We start from the raw sequence: 20,377 nt of genomic DNA on the forward strand, positions 1-20,377 counted from the left end.
ACTCAAAACTGGGGGCTGGCACGCTGAATCGGAGGATTTGCCAGCCCCAGTCCGCTATTTTTCCTTCCGCAGCTGGGGGAAGAGGATGACGTCGCGAATGGATGGAGAATCGGTCAGGAGCATTACCAGGCGATCGATGCCGATCCCCTCCCCCGCCGTGGGCGGCAGGCCGATCTCCAGGGCACGGATGTAATCCTCATCCATGTAGTGGGCCTCCTCGTCCCCTTTGGCCTTCTGGGCCACCTGGGCGAGGAACCGCTCCTTCTGGTCCACCGGATCGTTGAGCTCGGAGAAGGCGTTGGCCATCTCCCGGCCGGCACAGAAGAACTCGAAGCGGTCGACGATCTCGGGATCGTGGTCATTCTTGCGGGAAAGCGGCGACACCTCCGTCGGGTAGGCGGTGATGAAGGTAGGCTGGATCAGCTTCGGCTCGGCCACCTCTTCGAAAATCTCGGTGATGAGCTTCCCATATCCGGTGTCCGCCGGGAGATCGAGGCCGATCCGCTGGGCATAGGCGAAGGCGAGATCGCGGTCTTCCAGCGACTTGGCGTCGATGGCGCCGTACTCGAGGATCGCCTCCTTGACGGTGAGCCGCTTCCACGGACGCTGGAAGCTGATCTCCACCCCCTGGTAGGTGAAGTCGAGGGTACCGAGGACCTCCTGGGCCACATGGCAGAGGAGCTCTTCGGTGAAGTCCATCAGGTCCTCGAAGGTGGCATAGGCCTGGTAGAACTCCATCATGGTGAACTCGGGGTTGTGACGGACCGAGATCCCCTCGTTGCGGAAGTTGCGGTTGATCTCGAAAACCCGCTCGAACCCGCCCACCACAAGGCGCTTCAGGTAGAGTTCCGGCGCAATCCGAAGGTAGAGCTCCATATCGAGCGCATTGTGGTGGGTCACGAACGGTTTCGCCGTGGCCCCCCCGGGGATCGGCTGCATCATCGGCGTTTCGACTTCGAGGAAGTCATGTTTCACCATGAACTCGCGGATCAGATTGACGATCCGGGAACGCTTGAAGAAGACGTCACGCGCCTCGGGGTTGACGATGAGATCAACGTACCGCTGGCGATAGCGGGTCTCCACGTCGGTGAGGCCATGGAACTTCTCGGGGAGCGGCAGCAGCGACTTGGTGAGAAGCCGGATGGAAGTGGCATTGAGGGTCAGCTCACCCGTCTTGGTACGAAACGGCGTGCCGCATGCACCGACGATGTCGCCGATATCGAACGACTCGAAGTTCTCGAAGGCCTCGTCACCGACGGTGTCCTTGCGGACGTAAAGCTGCATCCGCCCCTTGCGGTCCTGGAGCTGGATGAAGGCGGCCTTGCCGAAGGAACGGCGGGCAATGATCCGGCCGGCAACGGAGAAAGTCCGGGGCTCCTCCTCGATGGTTTCCACATCTCCGTAGGCAGCCACCACATCGGCAGAGGTATGCTCGGGCTTGTAATCGTTCGGATAGGGATTAATCCCCGCTTCCCAGAGGGCATCGACCTTGCGTCTTCTCTGGAGCAACAATTCACTCAGTTCTTCCATCGCCTGCTTCGTTCCTTTCAGGGCCGGAATGGCCGTAATCACAACTTGCCTGTATAGCCGAACAGCTTCGCCCCCGTCAAGCAAAAAGGGGGTCCGGCGCGCGCCGTTCGGCAGCCGCAAGACCACGACTGACGCGGGCTTGCATCCCTTCCGGCCACAGCGGGTGCGGCTCCTGATCCGCTAGAAACCGGATACCCGAACGGGCGAACTGCTGTTGCCGGTCGTCCCGTTGCCGAGCTGTCCCGACACGTTATACCCCCATCCCGTCAGATGCCTTTGCTGGAAGGCGAGAGAGTGGTGCCCGATGGCGAGAATGGGGCTCACGCCGTCGATCTGAAGGGTGCTGTCGAAGGTCCCGATCGACACCGGGGTAGAATTGATGTCGGCCGTCGTCCCGTTGCCGAGCTGGCCGTAGCCGTTGTACCCCCAGGCCCAGATCGTCCCCTGATTGTTCATGACGAGGATATGGTCGAGCCCCGCGGCGACGGCCTTGATCGTGCCGATACCGGTAATCGGTACCTGCTGGGGAGTGCTGCTGGAAGGAAGGGACGCCGGATTCTGGCCCAGTTGGCCGAACCCGTTGTATCCCCAGACATAGATCCTGTCGTCGGTGGTCACCACCACGCTGAAGGCCCCGCCGGCGGCGATCAGCTTCACCGGACCCGGCAGAGAAACCTGGACCGGCGCATACCGGTCAACGGTATCACCGAGTCCGAGCTGCCCATAGTTGTTGCTTCCCCACGTCCAGACGGAACCATCCGTCCTCAAAGCGACACTGTGGAGACCTCCGGCGGCGATGCGCTTCACATGGCGGAATGGGGCGCCAGCAAGAGGATCGTAGGCAAAAACCGGCAGCGCACTATCACCCCCCGCATTTCGACCGAGCTGCCCGTTGCTGTTGCTTCCCCAGGCATAGAGGCTGCTATAGTTGGCAAGGGCCATGCTGTGGAAGCCACCGGCGGCAACCGCCGCGACGTTGGGGAGACCGGAGATCCCGCGGGGAACGGTGGAACTGTTTGCGTTACCCGAGGAGCCGTTGCCCAGCTGTCCGGAGCCGTTGTGCCCCCAGGCCCAGACGGAGCTCGTGTTCCGGAACGGAATGAACGCAAGGGTATGGTTGGAGCCGACCGAGAACCCGGCGAAGCGGGACGGAGCAGCAACTGCCGCAGGGGTCGAGGTGTTCGTGGTCGAACCGATCCCCAACTGACCGAAGGCGTTGTTTCCCCACGAAAAGAGGTTGGAACTGCTATAGCGGCCAAAGGCGGCCGAATACCCCTTGAACGCCACGCTATGGGTGTAATAGGTGGAGGTGGTGGCAGGGAAGGTCGTCGTCGATGAGCCGCCACCGCCGCCGCACCCCTGGAGGAGGCCGAAGCCGAAGCCGGCAATGATGAACATGGTACGACCGAACGTTTTGTGCATATCTCTCTCCGTCACAGTGAATTCAGATACCGATTGACCGGGGTCTTTTTCAATCCAGAGCAGCCGTGAACCCCTTGCAGAGGACAACCTCTCCCGTGGCTCCCGGCTGAACACCTTTGAAGGCAGCCTTACCGAGGTACTCTCCGGAGCGGAAGATGGTGGCCTCTCCCGGCGGAAGGGGGGCGCCGGCGCCGTTCACGAAGGAAACCGCCATCCCCTCCGGCCCCGATTGCCCGCCGATCTCTCGTACGGCCGGCACGTGAAACTTCAGCACTTCTCCGAAGGGAGCGGCGATGGCCCGGCGGGAAGCCTCCTTGTCCGTCGCCGCAAGGGGGGCGGCCACGACCGCCGCCGTCGTCCCCTTGTCCGGCCGGGGGAAGAGCGCATGGAGGGTGACGTCCATCGCCCCGGAGCCATCAAGCCGAAAATCATAGACAGGTGTCCAGCCGCTCCCGGCCACCAGGTAGCTGGCGGTGATGCGCCCCTTGCCGCCCACCCAGACCCGGGCGACACTCCCGCCGACTCCCCCCTCCTTCCTCAGGGCCGACAGCCGTGCCTCCACCGCCTTGATGCCGTCTTCGGCGCTGCGCCGCGCCCGATAGACCACCTCGAGCTGCGCCACGGCGAACTCGGTCCCCTTCCGGATGGTCTCCATCGGTTCCGGGTTCGTCTTCGTCTTGCGGGGCGCCTTGCTGCTCTGGGACTTGGCCGCTGCCTTGAAGATATCCTCGCGCACCTCCAGCGCCCGAAGCCGGTCTTCCAGCCGCCGTTTCCGCTCCAGAAGGGCGTCGAGCTCTTTCTCGCGCTTCGGAGTCGGCCGGGCCTTCTGGATCTCGACCCGGGCGATGGAGCTGCCGGCAAGGGGTCTGATTCTCAAGGAATCCGGCACCACGGCGGCGGGCAGGGCGATCTCCAGATACCCCCTGGTGGCGGCAGATTCCTCTTCAAACCGGGCACCGTCAAGGTAATAGGTGATACTCCTGCCGGCGGCATGAGCCGGGGCCGCCGACAGCACGATCAACAACGCGAGCAGAAACTTCATAGGCCCTCCCTGGCCCAACAGATTGGCATCTCAGGCAATACGGCACCATTTCGGCACGGTGCCTGGCAGATCACTTTACGACGTCGATGAGCTCCACCTCGAAAATGAGGGTGGCGTTGGGGGGGATCACCCCGCCGGCCCCGGCGGCGCCGTAGCCGAGCTGGGGCGGAACGACGAGCTTCCGCTTGCCGCCGACCTTCATTGACATGACCCCTTCGTCCCACCCCGGGATGACCTCGCCGGCGCCGATGGTAAAAATGAACGGCTCACCCCGGTCCACGGAACTGTCGAACTTGGTGCCGTTTTCAAGCCATCCGGTGTAGTGGACCTTCACCGGCTTACCCCGGGTCGGCTCCGGTCCCGTCCCCACCACCAGATCCTGATAGGCGAGCCCCGACGGTGTCTTGGTCATGGCGGCGGTGGAAATTCCCGGTTTGGCGCTCCCCGTGGGCTTCGCCTCCCTGTCCGAACAGGCCGCAATGGCAATGGCCGCCACCAGAAGCAACAGGACAAGCAGTTTTTCGACTGATCTCACGATTACCTCCCACTATTCCCTACGAGAGAAGATGAACGAAGAGCCCGCTTCGGAGCTTCGGCTCGAACCAGGTCGATTTCGGAGGCATGATCTCCCCGGCATCGGCCAGTTGCATCAACTCCTCCATGGAGGTGGGGTGGAGTGCAAACGCCACCCGGAAACTCCCTTCGGCCACGAGGCGCTCAAGTTCGTTGATGCCGCGAATGCCGCCGACAAAGGCGATCCGCTGGTCGGTGCGGGGATCGCGGATCGCCAGCACGGGGCTTAAGAGGTTGTTCTGGAGGATGGAAACGTCGAGATGGGAAACCGTCTCTGCCTCGTCATAGCTTCCCGGTTTCGCCGTGAGCCGGTACCAGCGCCCCTCCAGGTACATGCCGAACTCGTGACGGTCGGCGGGGGAAAACGGCGTCTCCACCGGCGTGACATCGAAACGGTCGCCGACTCGCGTCATGAACTCGGCCGCGGAAAGGCCGTTCAGGTCCTTCACGACCCGGTTGTACGGCATGATGTTCATCTCGCTGTCGGGGAAGATGACGGTGAGGAACCAGTTGTACTCCTCGGCACCGCCATGGTGCGGATTCGCGGCGCGGCGGAGCCCCCGCACCCTCCCCGCCGCAGCGCTCCGATGGTGGCCGTCGGCCACGTAGAGCGTGGGGATGGCGGCAAAGCGGTCAGTCAGTTCATCGATAACGGCACGCTCGCGGACCACCCAGAGGGTGTGCCCCACACCGTCGTCAGTGGTGAAGTCGTACTCGGGCTCACCTTCGGCGACCCGCGCGACAAGCGCGGTGATGGCCGGCTCGTTGCGGTAGGTATAGAAGACCGGTTCGTCGTTGGCATCCAGATAATCGATGTGCTTCACCCGGTCTTCCTCTTTGTCGGCCCGGGTCAGCTCATGCTTCTTGATGACGCCGCTCTCGTAGTCGTCCACGCCGGCGCAGACCACGAGCCCCGTCTGGGCGATCCCCCCCATCCGTTGACGATAGACGTAGTAGTATGCCTCCGGGTCCTGGGCAAGGGTACCCTCCGCCATGAAGCGCTGCAGGTTCTCCCGTCCCGCCGTGTAGACCGCATCGGCATAGGGATCGGTCTCCGCCGGAAGATCGATCTCCGGCCGGGATATGTGGAGAAAGCTGCAGGGATTCCCCGCGGCCATCCGCTGTGCCTCCGTGACGTTCATGACGTCATAGGGGAGAGCCGCCACCTTCTCGGCAAGATGCTTCGGCGGGCGGACCGCCCGGAATGGTTTTATCAGTGCCATGCAATACCTCGAACGAAACGGATTGTTGCCCCCTCCGGTGCCGAAACCACCCTGTCGCCACATCTTTGGTTGCGTGGCGGCGGGCGGTGCTCCGGCCGTAGGGGAAGCTCAGAAATACCGCCGACCCCCCATGAACTTCTTGGTGAAGTAGCTCTCTTCAAGGGATGAAATCTTGATGTCGTCACCGCGGCGGGGTGCATGGACGAACTTGCCGTCGCCGATGTAGATCCCGACGTGATTGATGCTCTGCTCGGAGGAGCCGAAAAAGACGAGATCGCCGTCCTTCAGGTCGTCGCGGCCGACGACATCCCCCACCCGGAACTGCTCGCGGGAGGTGCGGGGAATACTGACGCCGCACAGGTTGTAGACCGCGCGGGCGAAGCCGCTGCAGTCCATCCCGTCCACCACCGTATCTCCCCCCCAGCGGTAGGGGATACCGACGAACCGCTCGGCGGTGCGGGCGGCAATGGCCCCCATATCGCGGTCCCCTCTCGCCGGTTCACGCTTCTTGCGGGTTTCGTCGGGGAGGGGGGAGAGTGACGGCTCGGGCGCCTTCTTAGAGATGACAGTTTCGTGCCTCTCCGAGGGGAATGCCTGGGGAGGGGCGATGAAATAGGCGCCGATCATCCCGTCCGAAACGAGCTTCCGGGCATTGGTGCGGGCCGCCTCCTTTGTCGGGAAGTCACCGAACCGGACGGCGTAGAAACCGTTCTCGCGCTTGAAGTAGAACGCCTCGATCCCCCGGACCTGGAGCCGGGCCGTGAGGCGCTCGGCGTTCTTTACGTCGGAGAAGGCGCCGACCTGGATGGCGTACCCGAGCCGGGAGATGCCGGCATGGGGGGTGGCGCAGCCGGTGGCGGCCGAGAAGCAGATGAGGGCGGCAATGATGAAATTGAGCAGCGTGCGTGACATCAGTCGACGGTATCCTTCACATCGCGCCGCACTCCCATCAGGAAGGCGACGATGAATTCCTCCAGGTCCCCGTCGAGGACCGCGTCGGGGTTGCCGGTCTCCACGCCGGTACGCAGATCCTTCACCATCTTGTACGGGTGGAGGACATAGGAGCGGATCTGGCTCCCCCAGCCGATTTCCTTCTTCTCTCCCCCCAGCTCGGCGGCCTGGGCCTCCCGCTCCTGGAGCTCCTTCTCGTAGAGCTTGGCGCGGAGCATCCGCATGGCGGTCGCCTTGTTCATGTGCTGGCTGCGCTCGCACTGGCTGGCCGCCACGAGGCCGGTGGGAAGGTGGGTGATCCGGACGGCCGAATCGGTGGTGTTCACGTGCTGGCCGCCGGCGCCGCTGGAGCGATAGGTATCGATCCGCAGATCCGATTCGACGATCTTGATGTCGATGTCGTCCTCGATCTCGGGAAAGACGAAGACCGAGGCGAACGAGGTGTGCCGACGGGCGTTGGAATCGAAGGGGGATATCCGCACGAGGCGGTGGATGCCGGCTTCGGCCTTAAGATAGCCGTATGCGTACTCACCGTCAACCGTAAAGGTGGCCGATTTGACCCCCGCCTCATCCCCCGGCTGGTAGTCGGTGATCTCGGTCTTCCACCCCTTGCGCTCGCAGTAGCGGAGATACATCCGGAGCAGCATCTCGACCCAGTCCTGGGCCTCGGTGCCACCGGCGCCGGCATTGATGGAAAAGAAGCAGGCGTTCTTGTCGTGGGGTCCGGAGAGCATCCGCTGGAACTCGGCCCCCTCCACCTCTCTCTCCAGTTGCTCGTTGAGGACGCGCACTTCGTCGAGGGTCGCCTCGTCCCCCGCCTCCTCTCCCAGTTCGATCAGAACCCGGATATCCTCGGCCTGGCGGTGGACCCGGTCCCAGAGGTCAATGGCCTTCTCCAGGCGGGTCCGCTCCTTCAGCACCTGCTGTGCCTTGTCGTTGTCGTCCCAGAAGCCGGGGGCCGCAATCTCGGCCTCCATCTCCTGGATATCCTCACGCTTGGCATCTATGTCAAAGAGACCCCCGGAGCTTGGCAATCCTCTCAGCGAGGTTTTCGACCCGTGCAACTTCTTCTCTGAACATGGAGCTGCTCCTTTATAATGGTTAATTCGCAAGTAGGAGCGATCCTCGTGATCGCCCATTCCTTCAGGGCGAATACAAGATTCGCCCCTACGCCTTCTTTCTCCTGAACGACAGGACCATGAGAACGGCTCCGGCCACCAGGCATCCCCAAGCGAAGATGTCGCCATAGCGAGTGTAGACGCTTTCCTCTCCGCCGAGTCTCACCTCGCCGTTGAGGACCGCCTCGGTGAAGAGCGGCGTCATCCCCCGGACATGCCCCTTGCCGTCGATGATGGAGGTAATGCCGGTGTTGGCGGCCCGTACCAGCGGCACCCGGTTCTCCACCGCGCGGAAAACGGTCATGGAGAGGTGCTGGTAGGGAGCGGACGAACGGCCGAACCAGGCATCGTTGGTGATGTTCACGAGGAGACGGCTCCCGGCCCTGACATAGGCCCGGGACAGCTCGGGAAAGATCCCCTCGAAACAGACAAGGATGCCGATCTCCCCTTTGCCGGTCTTGAGCGATGCGATCCGCGCTCCCGGCGAAAAATCGCCGATGCCGGCCACCAGCTTGTTCACGAAGGGGAGGAGCTTCGCCATCGGCACGTATTCGCCGAAGGGGACCAGGTGGATCTTGTCGCTGCGTCCCACCACCTCCCCCCACGGGGAGAGCAGGAACGCGCTGTTCAGGTACTTGACCTCCCCGCCGTCCTTCACGTAGGCGGGACTGCCGACCACGGCGCAGCTGCTCAGCTCCTTCGCCAGGGTTTTGATCCGCGCGGCGTATCTCTCTTCGTCCTGGAAATAGAACGGAGCGGCACTCTCCGGCCAGACGACGAGATCCACCGGGCCGGTGGCGCACGCCTTGCGGGAGAGCCGTTCGTAAATGGAGACCGTCGCCTCCTGGAAGGCGGGATCCCACTTGATGTTCTGATCGATGTTCCCCTGGATCAGGGCAACCGTAAAGGGGGTGCCGGTTTCGGGGAGGTGGAGGCGGTTGAAGCCGTATCCGACGGTGGCGGCCATCAGCCCGAAGAGCAGCGCCACGCTCTTCAGCGGATAGGGGGCGCGCTCCTTCCCGACAAAGCCGCGGATGAGCCGATAGAATACCGCGTTGGCAAAGGCAATGAGGAAACTCAGCCCGTAGACCCCGGTCACGTCCGCCACCTGAATGAGGGGAAGGATCTTGTACTGGGAGTAGCCGAGGCTCGCCCAGGGGAAGCCGGTAAGGATGAAGGCGCGGACGTACTCAAGGCCTACCCAGAGAACCGGGAAGGAGATGAGGAGCGAGATCCCCCGCTCTTCGCCACGCCGCACCAGGAGGGTGACGATGGCGGGATAGAGTGCAAGATAGGCCACCAGCAGCGAGAAGAGGCAGATGCTCACCGACCACGGCAGCTTGCCGTAGGTGGTGACGACGATGTTGATCCAGTAGAGGATTCCGGCGTAGGCGGAGAGGCCGGTGACGAGGCCGAGACGGAATGCCTTGCGGGGGTCTTTCCGGCCGCAGGCGAGGAGCAGCGGCACGAAGGCGATCCAGGCAAGGGCCGAGAACCCGGGGCTCGGGAACGAGAGGGCGAGCAATATTCCCGACAGGAGCGCCATCAGGTAATCGCGCCGCGGAACGGCGTTGAACGCGGGCATGCGGAACCGGCGGTAATCCACTACGCGTCGGCCTCCCCGGCCTCGGCGCCCCGGCGGGCGATCCGTACCTTCTTAATGTTCCGCTCTCCCGCTTCGAGAACGGTCATCCGCAGATGGTCGCTCTCGATCTCCTCCCCGACCATGGGGATGCGGCCCGTGAGGTGAAAAATGAGCCCCGCCACGGTGTCGAACTTGTCGCGGGCGATCTCGACCCCGAAATGCTCCTCCAGCTCTTCGATCGGGAGCCGTGCGTCGACGAGGACCGATCCGCCGGGCTCCTCCACAAGCCACTCCTCCTCCAGGTCATACTCGTCCTGGATGTCGCCCACGATCTGCTCCAGAAGGTCCTCGATGGTGACGAGCCCCGAGGTGCCGCCGTATTCGTCGATGACGATGGCGATGTGGACCCGCTTGCGCTTGAACTCCTGAAGGAGCTCTTCCAGGTTCTTGGTCTCGGGGATGAAGTACGGGGTGCGCATGATCCGCTTCATGCTGATGGCGGCGTCCCCCGTCCCCCAGTATTTCAGCAGATCCTTCGCGTAGATCAGGCCGGTGATGTTGTCGACGGTGCCGTCATAGACCGGGATGCGGGAGTGACCGCAGCTGATGATGGTGTTCAGCACCTCCCCCACCGAAGCGTCAACCGGGACGCTGGCCATGTCGGTGCGCGGCACCATGATCTCGCGGACCACCGTGTCGCGCAGCTCGAAGATGGAACGGATCATCTCGTTTTCTTCCTGGTTGATGATCCCCTCTTCCTCGCTGGCATCCATCAGCTCCTGGATCTCCTCTTCGGTGATCCGCTTCTTCCCCGTGAGGAATCTGCCGAGCATGTCGATCAGTCCGGAACTTTTCCTGCCAGAGCCTTCATCCAAGGCCTTGTCTCCCCCTTCTCGAATTGACGTGTTTACTTCAGGAAACGGAACAGCATAACCACTGCCGCGGTAATCGCCGTGCCGGTGACGGCGCCGAGGATCACTTCGCGCAGGGAGTGGATGCGGAGCAGCAGTCGCGAGTGGCTCACCATGACCGCCAGACAGATGGTCAGGATCGAGGCGATGGGATCCTGGGTCGTTAGCGAAACCACCGTGGCAATGGAAAAGGCGAGGGCGGCATGGCCGCTCGGCAGCCCCCCCTCCAGCGGTGTCCCCCGGCCGGAGACCGATTTGAGAATCACCACCACGATGATGACCGAAAGGAGGGCGACCACCGTCCCCATCTCCGTCGGGGTACCTATCATGCCGAGCATCTCCTTGTAAATGGGAAAAATGTACTTCGAGAGGATCAGGTACCCCATGACCGCGGCGCCGATGGCTGCCACGAGGACTCCGCCGGCGGCCACATCCTTGGCGGTCTTGGCGACGGGATGATAGTCGGGCGAGACCAGATCGACCACCGCCTCCACCGCCGTGTTCAGAAGCTCGGCAAAGAGGACGAACGAAACCGAAACCGCCAGCAGCGTGAACTCGAGGGGTGAGACCCGAAGGAAGAGGACCGCGAAGAGGAGCACGAGCGCTGCAATGAAATGCCGGCGCATATGCTTCTGGGTGCGGGTGGCCCAGAAGATCCCCTCGATGGCGCAGTTGACGGAGTCGATGAAGCGGGTCGGCTTCACCGGGTCGCCGTTCGGATCCAGCGGTTCCGGGGGGAGCACCGCAACGCCGCGTCTCGGAGGCTCCGCGCTAGACAAGCCCTTCCCTCTCGAGGAGCACGAAGATCTCCCGCTCCTTCGCCTCCATCCGCCGGGCTTCCGCCTCGCCGCTCCGCTCGTGGTCGTAGCCGGTGATGTGGAGGATGCCGTGGAGCAGCAGGAATGAGAGCCGGGACCAGAAGGCGCCCCCCCCCTCCTCCGCCTCCCGGGCCGTCGTGTCGGCAGAGATGATCACATCGCCGAGGACGTCGGGATTGATGCCGCCGAACTCCCCCTCGCCCATGGCGAACGAGATGACGTTGGTCGGACGGTCCTTGCCGAGATACTCGCGGTTCACGCGCCTGATGCCGAGGTCGCCGGTGATGACCACCGACAGCTCGCTATCGGGATATCCCAAGGCGTCTAATATCTTCTCCGCCACCTTTCTTAGGCGTTTCGTCTCGATCCGATGGCGTCTTTGGCGGTTCGTTATCGCTACCTTCACTCGGTTTCTTTCCTCCGGTGGTTTTGTCCTTCTCCTTGTAGGCCGGCTCCGGGTAATCGATGCGGTGGTGATAGATGCCGGCCAGGATCCGGTTGAAGCTCTTGGCGATTTCATGGAGGTTCTTGAGGGTCAGTTCACACTCGTCAAGCTGACCGTCGATGAAGATGTTGTTGATGATCTTCTGCACCAGCCCCTGGATCCGGTCCGGAGTCGGGTTCGTGAGGGTGCGGGACGCGGCCTCCACGCAGTCGGCCAGCATCACGAGGCCGGCCTCCCGCGACTGGGGCTTGGGGCCGGGATAGCGGAAGTCGCGCTCGTCCACCGTCTGCCCATCGCCTGCCTGGGCCTTCGCCTTCTGGTGAAAAAAGCTCATGAGGGCCGTGCCGTGGGACTGGCGGATAATGTCGATGATTGGACGCCCCAGCCGGTGCTCCTTGGCCAGCTCGACCCCTTCCTTGACGTGGGATATGAGGATGAGGGCGCTCATGCTTGCGGCGAGGCGGTCGTGCCGGTTCTCCCCTCCCCCCGTATTCTCGATGAAGTACTGTGGCTTGCTCACCTTGCCGATGTCGTGGTAGTACGCCGACACCCGCGCCAGGAGCGGGTTGGCGTTGATCGCCTCGGCCGCCGCCTCCACGAGGTTCCCCACCAGGACGCTGTGGTGATAGGTGCCGGGAGCCCGGACCATGAGTTCCCGCAGGATCGGCGAATTGAGGTTCGAAAGTTCCAGGAGCTTGATGTCGGTGGTGTAGTGGAAGAGCGTCTCGATGAGCGGGATCGTCCCGGTCACGATGGCCGAGCAGACGAGGCCGCCGGCCAGGGCGAAGCCGGCGCTCCAGAGGGTCTGGATCGAGAGGAAATTGTCGTTCATCGTCTGGAAGGCGAGCGCCATGGCGAAGTTCACCACGCTCACCTTCAACCCCGCCGTGTAGATGCGTGTCCGGTCCTTGCAGTGACGAACGCCGTGGGCGCCGACGATCCCCCCCAGGAGGGCGTACAGCACGACGAAGAGGCTGTTGTTGAACATCACGCCGAGGAGCGGAGCCGTGATGGCCGCAAAGACCATCGCCACTTCCGAGTTCAGGAGAATCCGGATCAGCATCGGCCCCACGGCGAAGGGGAAGAGATAGAAGTAATCGGCGGTATCGATGGCGGGAAACGGCGTCCCCATGGCTGCCGAAATGGTGAAGGCGATCTTGTGGACAAAGAAGATGCCGACGGTGATCAGGGCGATGAGGGTGAGATCCTTGGTGGTCGGATTGAACTTGCGGATGTTTTTGCGGGCGAACCGGTACGGAAAGTAGAAGACCACCAGCACGAGCCCAAAGAGGCCGAACCCGACGAAGAAGCGGTTGATGTCCTGTCGGGCTGACGAGAGCATCTCGAGCTTCTGGGCCTGTTCCGGCGTGATCCGCTCCCCCACGCGGACGATCATCTCGCCGCGCTTGACCTGGATCAGGGCGGGGCTCACCGCCTCCCGCGCCCTCTTCCGGGCGGTTTCGGTGAGCTCCCGATTGTAGACGAGATTGGGGCGAAGCGCCTTGGCGACGAGCCCCATGACGACCGCACCTTCACGGGGGGACAGCCCCTCCGCGGAGAGCTTCGTCCCTTCCAGCAGCTTTACCGCATCGCCCGTACTGAGGGGGACGACGGTGTAATCCATCTTGCCGAGCGGCTCGCCACTCGCCTGATCCACCAGGACGACCCCATGGGCATTGTCGGCCGAGAACGTCCGCCGGTCCGCCACGATCTTGCGCGCATGGATTCTCGCCGCGATCTGCCGGACCTGGTCAAAAACGGCGGGATCGGAGCCGAGACGCATGAGCGCCGCCATCTCCGGCGGCGAGACATCGCTGCCGAATATCCCCCGGAGCCCCTCCCCCAGGGACGGGGCCCCCGCCCCGCCGGCGGCGTCGCGCAGCAGCTGCAGCGCCTGCTCGAAGCGGCCGATCATCTCGGCATCGCCCGACTGATTGAAGCCGTAGACGTACGGAATCGCCGCCTCGGCCTCCTTCCGTTTTTTCTCGGTCAACTCCCGGTCTTCGAGGAGATAGTCGCGGGTGGCACGGATGTCGGCCGTGGCGATGTCGCCCGCCTGGTACCGCGCGGACATGAACTCCTGGCGGGGTATGATGAGGAACGTGAGGACGAGGGCGGTGAGAAGGAGAAGGATGCGCCGGTTCCTCTGCTGATGGCGTGACGAGGAGAACCGTTCGAGGAGGTTGTCCAGGATGCGCGCCAGGGGACGCGTCAGCGAACCCTGTATATCCTGCTCGGTGGTGCCGCTTTGTGGGGGCATGGTATGGTCTGGTGTTGCTCGGTCGATGAAATGTGCGTGGATTCGCGCCGGAAAACCGGCCCAAAAAAGAACTATAGCGTTGTCCCCGTGAGCCTGTCAACTCCCGTGAATGTTGATTAAATCTGTTTCCATTTTCTGCGCCCTTTGATATACATTCATCTGTTTTGCGCAGGGTAGCACAACCTGTCCACATTTTATGCAAGGGGGCAATAAATGAGTGAAATTACCGATGTTTACGCACGTGAGATTCTCGACTCCCGCGGCAACCCGACCCTGGAGGTGGAGGTCTTCCTGGAGTCCGGCGTGATGGGACGGGCCGCGGTTCCGTCCGGGGCATCCACCGGCGAGCGCGAGGCCCTGGAGCTCCGCGACGGCGACAAGGGCCGCTACCTCGGCAAAGGGGTTCTCAAGGCGGTCGACAACGTGAACAATATCATCGCCGAGCAGATCATCGGTATGGAAGCCACCGACCAGGTCGGCATCGACCAGAAGATGCTGGAGCTGGACGGCACCGAATACAAGAGCACCCTGGGGGCCAACGCCATCCTCGGCGTCTCGCTGGCCGTGGCCAAGGCCGCTGCCGAAGAAGTGGGACTCCCCCTCTACCAGTACATCGGCGGCTCCAACGCCAAGGAACTGCCGCTGCCGATGATGAACATCCTGAACGGCGGCGCCCACGCCGACAACAACGTCGACATCCAGGAGTTCATGATCATGCCGGCCGGCGCCCGCAGCTTCTCCGAGGCGCTCCGGATGGGAGCCGAGATCTTCCACGCCCTGAAGGCGGTCCTCAAGGCCAAGGGATACAACACCGCCGTCGGCGACGAAGGGGGCTTCGCCCCGAACCTCAAGTCCAACGAGGAGGCGCTCGAAGTGATCATGGAGGCGATCATCAAGGCCGGCTACAAGCCGGGTGACGACGTCCTCCTCGCCCTCGACGTGGCATCGTCGGAACTCTTCAAGGAGGGCAAGTACATCCTGGAGAACGAGGCGCAGCCCGAGAAAACCGCCGACGAGCTCATCGACTTCTACGAAAACCTCGTCAACAAGTACCCGATCATCTCCATCGAGGACGGCATGGCCGAGAACGACTGGGACGGCTGGAAGAAGATCACCGAGCGCCTCGGCAAGCGGATCCAGATCGTCGGCGACGACCTCTTCGTCACCAACCCGAAGATCCTGAAAGAGGGGATCCAGAAAGGGATCGCCAACTCCATCCTGATCAAGCTGAACCAGATCGGCACCCTAACCGAGACCCTCGACGCCATCGAGATGGCCAAGCGCGCCGGCTACACCTGCGTCATCTCCCACCGCTCGGGCGAGACGGAGGACACGACCCTGGCCGACCTCTCGGTGGCGGTCAACGCCGGCCAGATCAAGACCGGCTCCCTCTGCCGCACCGACCGTGTCGCCAAGTACAACCAACTCCTCCGCATCCAGGACGAGCTCGACGTCACCGCCGTGTTCCGCGGCAAAGAGGTTTTCTACAACCTCCGCAAGCAGTAACCCGATCGGTTGACAACCTTCGGAACGCGAGAGGCGGGAGCAATCCCGCCTCTCGCCGTTTCCGGTCGTCGGCTGTCAACCACTCTCACTGTACGGATGTTTGACTGCAGCAACAAAACGAACGGCACGGCAGAGTGGCGTGATTTGGAAGCTCTCACTTGGCGAGAGTGTGCTATACTGCTCCCCATTTCGTCCCCCCGGAGAGGATCATGCGCTATTCGCCGCTGCTGACCGATCTCTATCAGCTCACCATGCTTGCCGGTTATCTCGAAGAAGGGATCGCCGACACCCCGGCAGTATTCGATCTCTTTTTCCGCCACAACCCGTTCCAGGGGGGGTATGCCGTTTTCGCCGGCCTCGACCCGGCGCTCTCCTATCTTGAAGGACTTCGCTTCGCCGAGGACGACCTCGAATACCTCCAGGGGCTTGGACTCTTTCGCCCGGCTTTCATCGACTTTCTCCGCTCCTTCCGCTTCACGGGAAGGATTACGGCGATGCCGGAAGGGACGGCAGTCTTCGCCAACGAGCCGCTCCTCACAATAGAAGCCCCCCTCGCCCAGGCCCAGCTGGTGGAGACGGCGCTTCTCAACATCATCAACTTCCAGACCCTCGTAGCCACCAAGGGGGCGCGGATCGTCCACGCCGCGGCCGGCGGGACGGTGCTCGAATTCGGCCTGCGCCGCGCCCAGGGCCCCGACGGCGGGGTGAGCGAAGCCCGCGCCGCCTATGTCGGGGGGGTGCGGAGCACAAGCAACGTCCTGGCGGGAAAGCTCTTCGGCATCCCGGTAAAGGGAACCCATGCCCACAGCTGGATCATGGCATTCCCCGACGAGCTGACTGCATTCCGCAAATATGCCGAGGTCTTCCCCGACAACTGCGTCCTGCTGGTCGACACCTACGACACCCTGCAGAGCGGCATCCCCAACGCCCTCACCGTGGCACGGGAACTGCGCGAGCAGGGGCACGAGCTCGTGGGAGTCAGGATCGATTCGGGCGACCTCGCCTATCTCTCGCGGGAAAGCCGCCGTGCGTTCGACGAGGCCGGCTTTCCCGACGTCAAGATCGTCGCCTCCAACGAGCTCGACGAATACGTGATCGAATCGATGCGGAGCGAAGGGGGGCGGGTCGACATCTACGGCGTCGGAACGAGGCTCGCCACCTGCGCCGGCGAAGGCGGCGGCGCCCTGGGGGGGGTCTACAAGCTCGTGCGTATCGGTGACCGGCCGCGGCTGAAGGTCACGAGCGACATCGCCAAGGCGACCCTCCCCGACCGCAAGCGCCTGCTGCGTGCCGTGGCGCCCGACGGATCGTTCATTCAGGACGTGATCTGTCTCGACGCGGAGGAAGTCCTCCCCGGCGATACGGTCTACGACCCCACCAACCCGCTCCAGTACGTGACAATCCCCCGCGAGGCCCGCCTGGTGGAACTCCGGTCGACGGTGATGGCCGAGGGGGTGCGAACCGCCCCGAGCCCCCCCCTCGACGACTTGGCCGACCGCACCGCAGACCAGCTCGCACGCCTCCCCCGGGGATGCCTCCGCTTTATCAATCCGCACCGGTACAAGGTTTCCGTCAGCCGAAGGCTCAACGAACTGCGCCTTCAGCTGATGAACGAGGTGCAGCGGGGATACCGGCGCTAGCCACCATTCACTGCAGCGTGCCTGAGATGCCGGAACGGCCACTGCCCGGGGAGGACACCATGAACAAGGACTCTGCCCTGCTGATCGTCGATGTCCAGAACGACTTCTGCCCCGGCGGGCTGCTGGCCGTCCCCGGGGGGGACGCGGTGGTCCCGGTGCTGAACCAGTACCTCACCCTGTTCAGGGCCAAAGGGCTGCCGGTCTTTGCCTCCCGCGACTGGCATCCCCCCACAACCACCCACTTCCGCGACTACGGCGGAATCTGGCCGGCACACTGCATCCGCGGCACCGAGGGAGCCCGCTTCCACCCGCTTCTGGCGCTCCCTTCCGATACCATCATCATCTCCAAGGGGATGGACCCGGCACGGGACGACTACTCGGCCTTCCAGGGGGTGACCGAAAGCGGGGTCCCGTTCCCCGTTCTCCTGAAGGAGATGGGGATATCGAAGCTCTACGTGGGGGGGCTCGCCACCGACTACTGCGTCAAGGAGTCGGTGCTGGAGGGGGTGCGGCACGGGCTGTCGGTGACGCTGCTGGAAGATGCGGTCCGGGGGGTCGAGCTGAACCCGGGCGACTCATCACAGGCGGTGGCGCAAATGACCTCCGCCGGCGCCCGGCAGGCAACCCTCGCCACCATAGCGGAACTGTTATCGAACTGATGTGCGGCTATTTCACCATCTGAAAGGGCACCATTAACCATGATCAAAACCAGCAACCTCAAGATCAGGAGCATCACCCCCATCATCGCGCCGGCGGAATTGCGCCAGGTCTTCCCGCAGACAGAGGAGACGGCGGAGTTCGTCAACGCCAGCAGGTCCCACATCAAGAACATCCTCAGGGGGAAGGACCGGCGCCTCATGGTGGTGGTGGGCCCCTGCTCGATCCACGACCCCAAGGCGGCCCTCGACTACGCGGAACGGCTCGCCCGGCTCGCCGGCGAACTCTCGGATCAACTCTTCATCGTGATGCGGGTCTACTTTGAGAAACCCCGCACCACCGTCGGCTGGAAGGGGATCATCAACGACCCGGATATGAACGGCACCCACCAGATCTCCAAGGGGCTCGGCATCGCCCGGCGGCTCCTCTGCGAGATCACCGACCGGCTCCTGCCGATCGCCAGCGAGATGCTCGACCCGATCACCCCCGACTATCTGGCCGACTTCATCTCCTGGGGAGCCATCGGCGCCCGCACCACCGAATCCCAGACCCACCGCGAGCTGGCAAGCGGCCTCTCGTTCCCCATGGGGTTCAAGAACGGCACCGACGGCAGCCTCCAGGTGGCGATCGACGCCATGATCGCCGCGCACCACTCCCACAGCTTCCTCGGCATCAACCGCGACGGGAAAAGCTCCATCATCCAGACCACCGGCAACCCCGATGTCCACATCGTGCTGCGGGGAGGGAAAAAGCCGAACTACTCCCCCGAAGACATCAGGAAGTCCGAGGAGATGCTCGAAAAGGGGGGGCTCTTCCCCACCCTGATGGTAGACTGCAGCCACGGCAATTCGGAGAAACGGCACGAGAAGCAGCCGGAGGTGCTGGAGTCGGTCATCGAGCAGATCGCCGCCGGCAACCGCTCCATCTCCGGCGTCATGATCGAGAGCTTCCTCGAAGAGGGAAACCAGGCGATCCCGACAGATCTCTCCCAGCTCAAGTACGGGGTCTCCATCACCGACAAATGCATCGACTGGAAAACGACCGAAGCGGTGCTGCGCCGGGCCCACGACCGGCTGAAGAAATGCGGCGGGCGCCCCCTCCACGGCTGACGCCCCCCGCGCCACCCCGAAAACACGAAAGCCCCGGCGGGATCATCTGCCGGGGCTTTTCTCTTCGGTGTCGGGGCAGGTCCCCGCGTCTCTCCTCAGTCGGTGCGGTCCGGCCGGGTCATCTCCTCGGGGCGGACCAAGGCATCGAACTCCGCGGCGGAGAGATAGCCGAGCTTCAGGCACGCCTCCCGGAGCGTCGTCCCCTCCGCGTAGGCGGTATGGGCGATCCGGGCGGCCTTGTCGTAGCCGATCCGTGGCGAGAGCGGGGTGACGAGCATCAGGGAGTTGCGGAGATGCTCGGCGGTCCGCTGCCGGTCGACCTCCATCCCCACCACGAGATGGTCGGTGAAGGAGCGGCACGCGTCGCCGAGGAGCGCTGCCGAGCGGAGGACGTTATGGATGATGACCGGCTTGAAGACGTTCAGCTCCAGATTCCCCTGGGAGCCGGCGATGGCCACCGCCGTGCCGTTCCCCATGACCTGCGCCGCCACCATGGTCATCGCTTCGCACTGGGTCGGGTTCACCTTCCCCGGCATGATGGATGAGCCCGGCTCGTTCTCGGGGATTTGCAGCTCGCCGATGCCACAGCGGGGTCCCGAGGCGAGGAGGCGGATATCGTTGGCGATCTTCATGAGGGAGCCGGCCAGAGTGGTGAGGGTGCCGTGGACGAAGACCAGTTCGTCATGGGCCGAGAGGGCCGCAAACTTGTTGGGATGGGAGCGAAACGGAAGCCCCGTCAGGGAGGCGATCCGCTCCGCCGCCCGCTGCCCGAAGTCGGGGCGGGCCGCGAGGCCGGTGCCGACCGCCGTGCCGCCGATGGCCAGATCCCAGAGCCCGTCGAGACCCTGCAGCAGCCGCGTAATATCGCGTTCCAGCAGGCTCGCCCACCCCGACATCTCCTGGCCCACCGTAAGAGGGGTGGCGTCCTGCAGATGGGTGCGGCCGATCTTCACCACGTCGGCGAACTCCCTCCCCTTCGCCTCGATGGCATCCCGGAGCCGCTCCACCGCGGGAATGAGCCCCCCGTGGATCAGGAGCGCGGCGGCGATGTGCATGGCAGTCGGGAAGACGTCGTTGGACGACTGGGACATGTTGACGTCGTCGTTGGGATGGACGGGGCTCCGGGAACCGAGGACCCCGCCGGCGAGCTCGATGGCGCGGTTGGCGATCACCTCGTTCACGTTCATGTTCGTCTGGGTGCCGCTGCCGGTCTGCCAGACGCTCAGGGGGAAATGGGGATCGAGCTTCCCGTCGACGACCTCGTCGGCGGCCGCCGCGATGAGCCTCCCTTTCTCCGCGGTGAGTCGCCCCGTCTCGACGTTGACGAGGGCCGCAGCCTTCTTGACGACAGCCAGCGCCCGGACCACCTCCAGCGGCATCGGATCATCACCGATGGCAAAATGAATGAGCGAGCGCTGCGTCTGCGCCCCCCAGTAGGCATGGGCCGGCACCGCGACCTCCCCCATGCTGTCCCGCTCCATCCGGCTCTCTCCCCCAGACAATACTCGGTTCCTCACCTCTCCCCCCTTTTCCCGTGGTGCCGACTCCACAAGCCTAGCATTTCTCCCGCATCGCGCAACGAAAAAG

At 63.6% G+C, this 20,377-nt stretch carries 17 protein-coding genes; 4 read left to right on the top strand and 13 right to left on the bottom strand.

What is annotated here, in order from left to right:
- Positions 1-54: 54 nt before the first annotated feature.
- The 12 genes from lysS to GPICK_RS10575 all read right to left on the bottom strand — a co-directional run bounded on the left by lysS (position 55) and on the right by GPICK_RS10575 (position 13,878).
- Complete coding sequence (gene lysS, locus GPICK_RS10520) at positions 55-1,530, bottom strand: lysine--tRNA ligase (protein ID WP_039742961.1); 1,476 nt, start codon at positions 1,528-1,530, stop codon at positions 55-57.
- A gap of 180 nt (positions 1,531-1,710) precedes the next feature.
- The gene (locus GPICK_RS10525; protein ID WP_052263403.1) at positions 1,711-2,952 is read right to left on the bottom strand and encodes an RCC1 domain-containing protein; all 1,242 of its coding nucleotides are present in this window, start codon (positions 2,950-2,952) and stop codon (positions 1,711-1,713) included.
- A gap of 49 nt (positions 2,953-3,001) precedes the next feature.
- Positions 3,002-3,994 (bottom strand): DUF4140 domain-containing protein, encoded by a 993-nt coding sequence (locus GPICK_RS10530; protein WP_039742963.1) that lies wholly within the window; start codon positions 3,992-3,994, stop codon positions 3,002-3,004.
- 70 nt (positions 3,995-4,064) lie between these two features.
- Positions 4,065-4,529 (bottom strand): FKBP-type peptidyl-prolyl cis-trans isomerase, encoded by a 465-nt coding sequence (locus GPICK_RS10535; protein ID WP_039742965.1) that lies wholly within the window; start codon positions 4,527-4,529, stop codon positions 4,065-4,067.
- A 19-nt stretch (positions 4,530-4,548) separates the two neighbouring features.
- Positions 4,549-5,790 (bottom strand): DUF1015 domain-containing protein, encoded by a 1,242-nt coding sequence (locus tag GPICK_RS10540; protein ID WP_039742966.1) that lies wholly within the window; start codon positions 5,788-5,790, stop codon positions 4,549-4,551.
- A gap of 108 nt (positions 5,791-5,898) precedes the next feature.
- Positions 5,899-6,702, bottom strand: coding sequence for an NlpC/P60 family protein (locus GPICK_RS10545; protein WP_039742969.1), 804 nt, complete (start codon positions 6,700-6,702; stop codon positions 5,899-5,901).
- A protein-coding gene (prfB, locus tag GPICK_RS10550; RefSeq protein WP_144400084.1) for a peptide chain release factor 2 occupies positions 6,702-7,821 on the bottom strand; the annotation gives its coding sequence in 2 pieces (ribosomal slippage) (positions 6,702-7,751 and positions 7,753-7,821; 1,119 coding nt in all). Before prfB ends, GPICK_RS10545 begins: the two co-directional genes overlap by 1 nt.
- Positions 7,822-7,908: 87 nt before the next feature.
- Entirely contained in the window at positions 7,909-9,465 is a 1,557-nt protein-coding gene (gene lnt, locus GPICK_RS10555; RefSeq protein ID WP_039742971.1) for an apolipoprotein N-acyltransferase, read from the bottom strand.
- Entirely contained in the window at positions 9,465-10,319 is an 855-nt protein-coding gene (locus GPICK_RS10560; protein ID WP_039742973.1) for a hemolysin family protein, read from the bottom strand. Before GPICK_RS10560 ends, lnt begins: the two co-directional genes overlap by 1 nt.
- A 32-nt stretch (positions 10,320-10,351) precedes the next feature.
- The gene (locus tag GPICK_RS10565) at positions 10,352-11,059 is read right to left on the bottom strand and encodes a diacylglycerol kinase (RefSeq protein WP_179944524.1); all 708 of its coding nucleotides are present in this window, start codon (positions 11,057-11,059) and stop codon (positions 10,352-10,354) included.
- Positions 11,060-11,126: 67 nt separating this feature from the next.
- The gene (gene ybeY, locus GPICK_RS10570; protein WP_039742977.1) at positions 11,127-11,579 is read right to left on the bottom strand and encodes an rRNA maturation RNase YbeY; all 453 of its coding nucleotides are present in this window, start codon (positions 11,577-11,579) and stop codon (positions 11,127-11,129) included.
- The gene (locus GPICK_RS10575) at positions 11,476-13,878 is read right to left on the bottom strand and encodes an HD family phosphohydrolase (RefSeq protein WP_039742979.1); all 2,403 of its coding nucleotides are present in this window, start codon (positions 13,876-13,878) and stop codon (positions 11,476-11,478) included. Before GPICK_RS10575 ends, ybeY begins: the two co-directional genes overlap by 104 nt.
- Positions 13,879-14,091: 213 nt before the next feature.
- Between GPICK_RS10575 and eno the strand changes: the two genes are divergently transcribed.
- The 4 genes from eno (at position 14,092) to GPICK_RS10595 (ending at position 18,790) form a co-directional block, all read left to right on the top strand.
- Complete coding sequence (eno, locus tag GPICK_RS10580) at positions 14,092-15,384, top strand: phosphopyruvate hydratase (protein ID WP_039742982.1); 1,293 nt, start codon at positions 14,092-14,094, stop codon at positions 15,382-15,384.
- A 209-nt stretch (positions 15,385-15,593) separates the two neighbouring features.
- On the top strand, positions 15,594-17,024 hold the full coding sequence (locus tag GPICK_RS10585; RefSeq protein ID WP_039742985.1) for a nicotinate phosphoribosyltransferase: 1,431 nt from the start codon (positions 15,594-15,596) through the stop codon (positions 17,022-17,024).
- Positions 17,025-17,083: 59 nt separating this feature from the next.
- Complete coding sequence (locus GPICK_RS10590; protein WP_039742988.1) at positions 17,084-17,683, top strand: nicotinamidase; 600 nt, start codon at positions 17,084-17,086, stop codon at positions 17,681-17,683.
- Between the two features lie 39 nt (positions 17,684-17,722).
- Positions 17,723-18,790 (top strand): 3-deoxy-7-phosphoheptulonate synthase, encoded by a 1,068-nt coding sequence (locus tag GPICK_RS10595; protein ID WP_039742991.1) that lies wholly within the window; start codon positions 17,723-17,725, stop codon positions 18,788-18,790.
- Positions 18,791-18,885: 95 nt separating this feature from the next.
- On the opposite strand, the gene fumC is transcribed toward GPICK_RS10595, so the two are convergent.
- Entirely contained in the window at positions 18,886-20,271 is a 1,386-nt protein-coding gene (fumC, locus tag GPICK_RS10600; protein WP_039742994.1) for a class II fumarate hydratase, read from the bottom strand.
- Positions 20,272-20,377: the final 106 nt, after the last annotated feature.

This window comes from Geobacter pickeringii (assembly GCF_000817955.1).
GTDB lineage: Bacteria > Desulfobacterota > Desulfuromonadia > Geobacterales > Geobacteraceae > Geobacter > Geobacter pickeringii.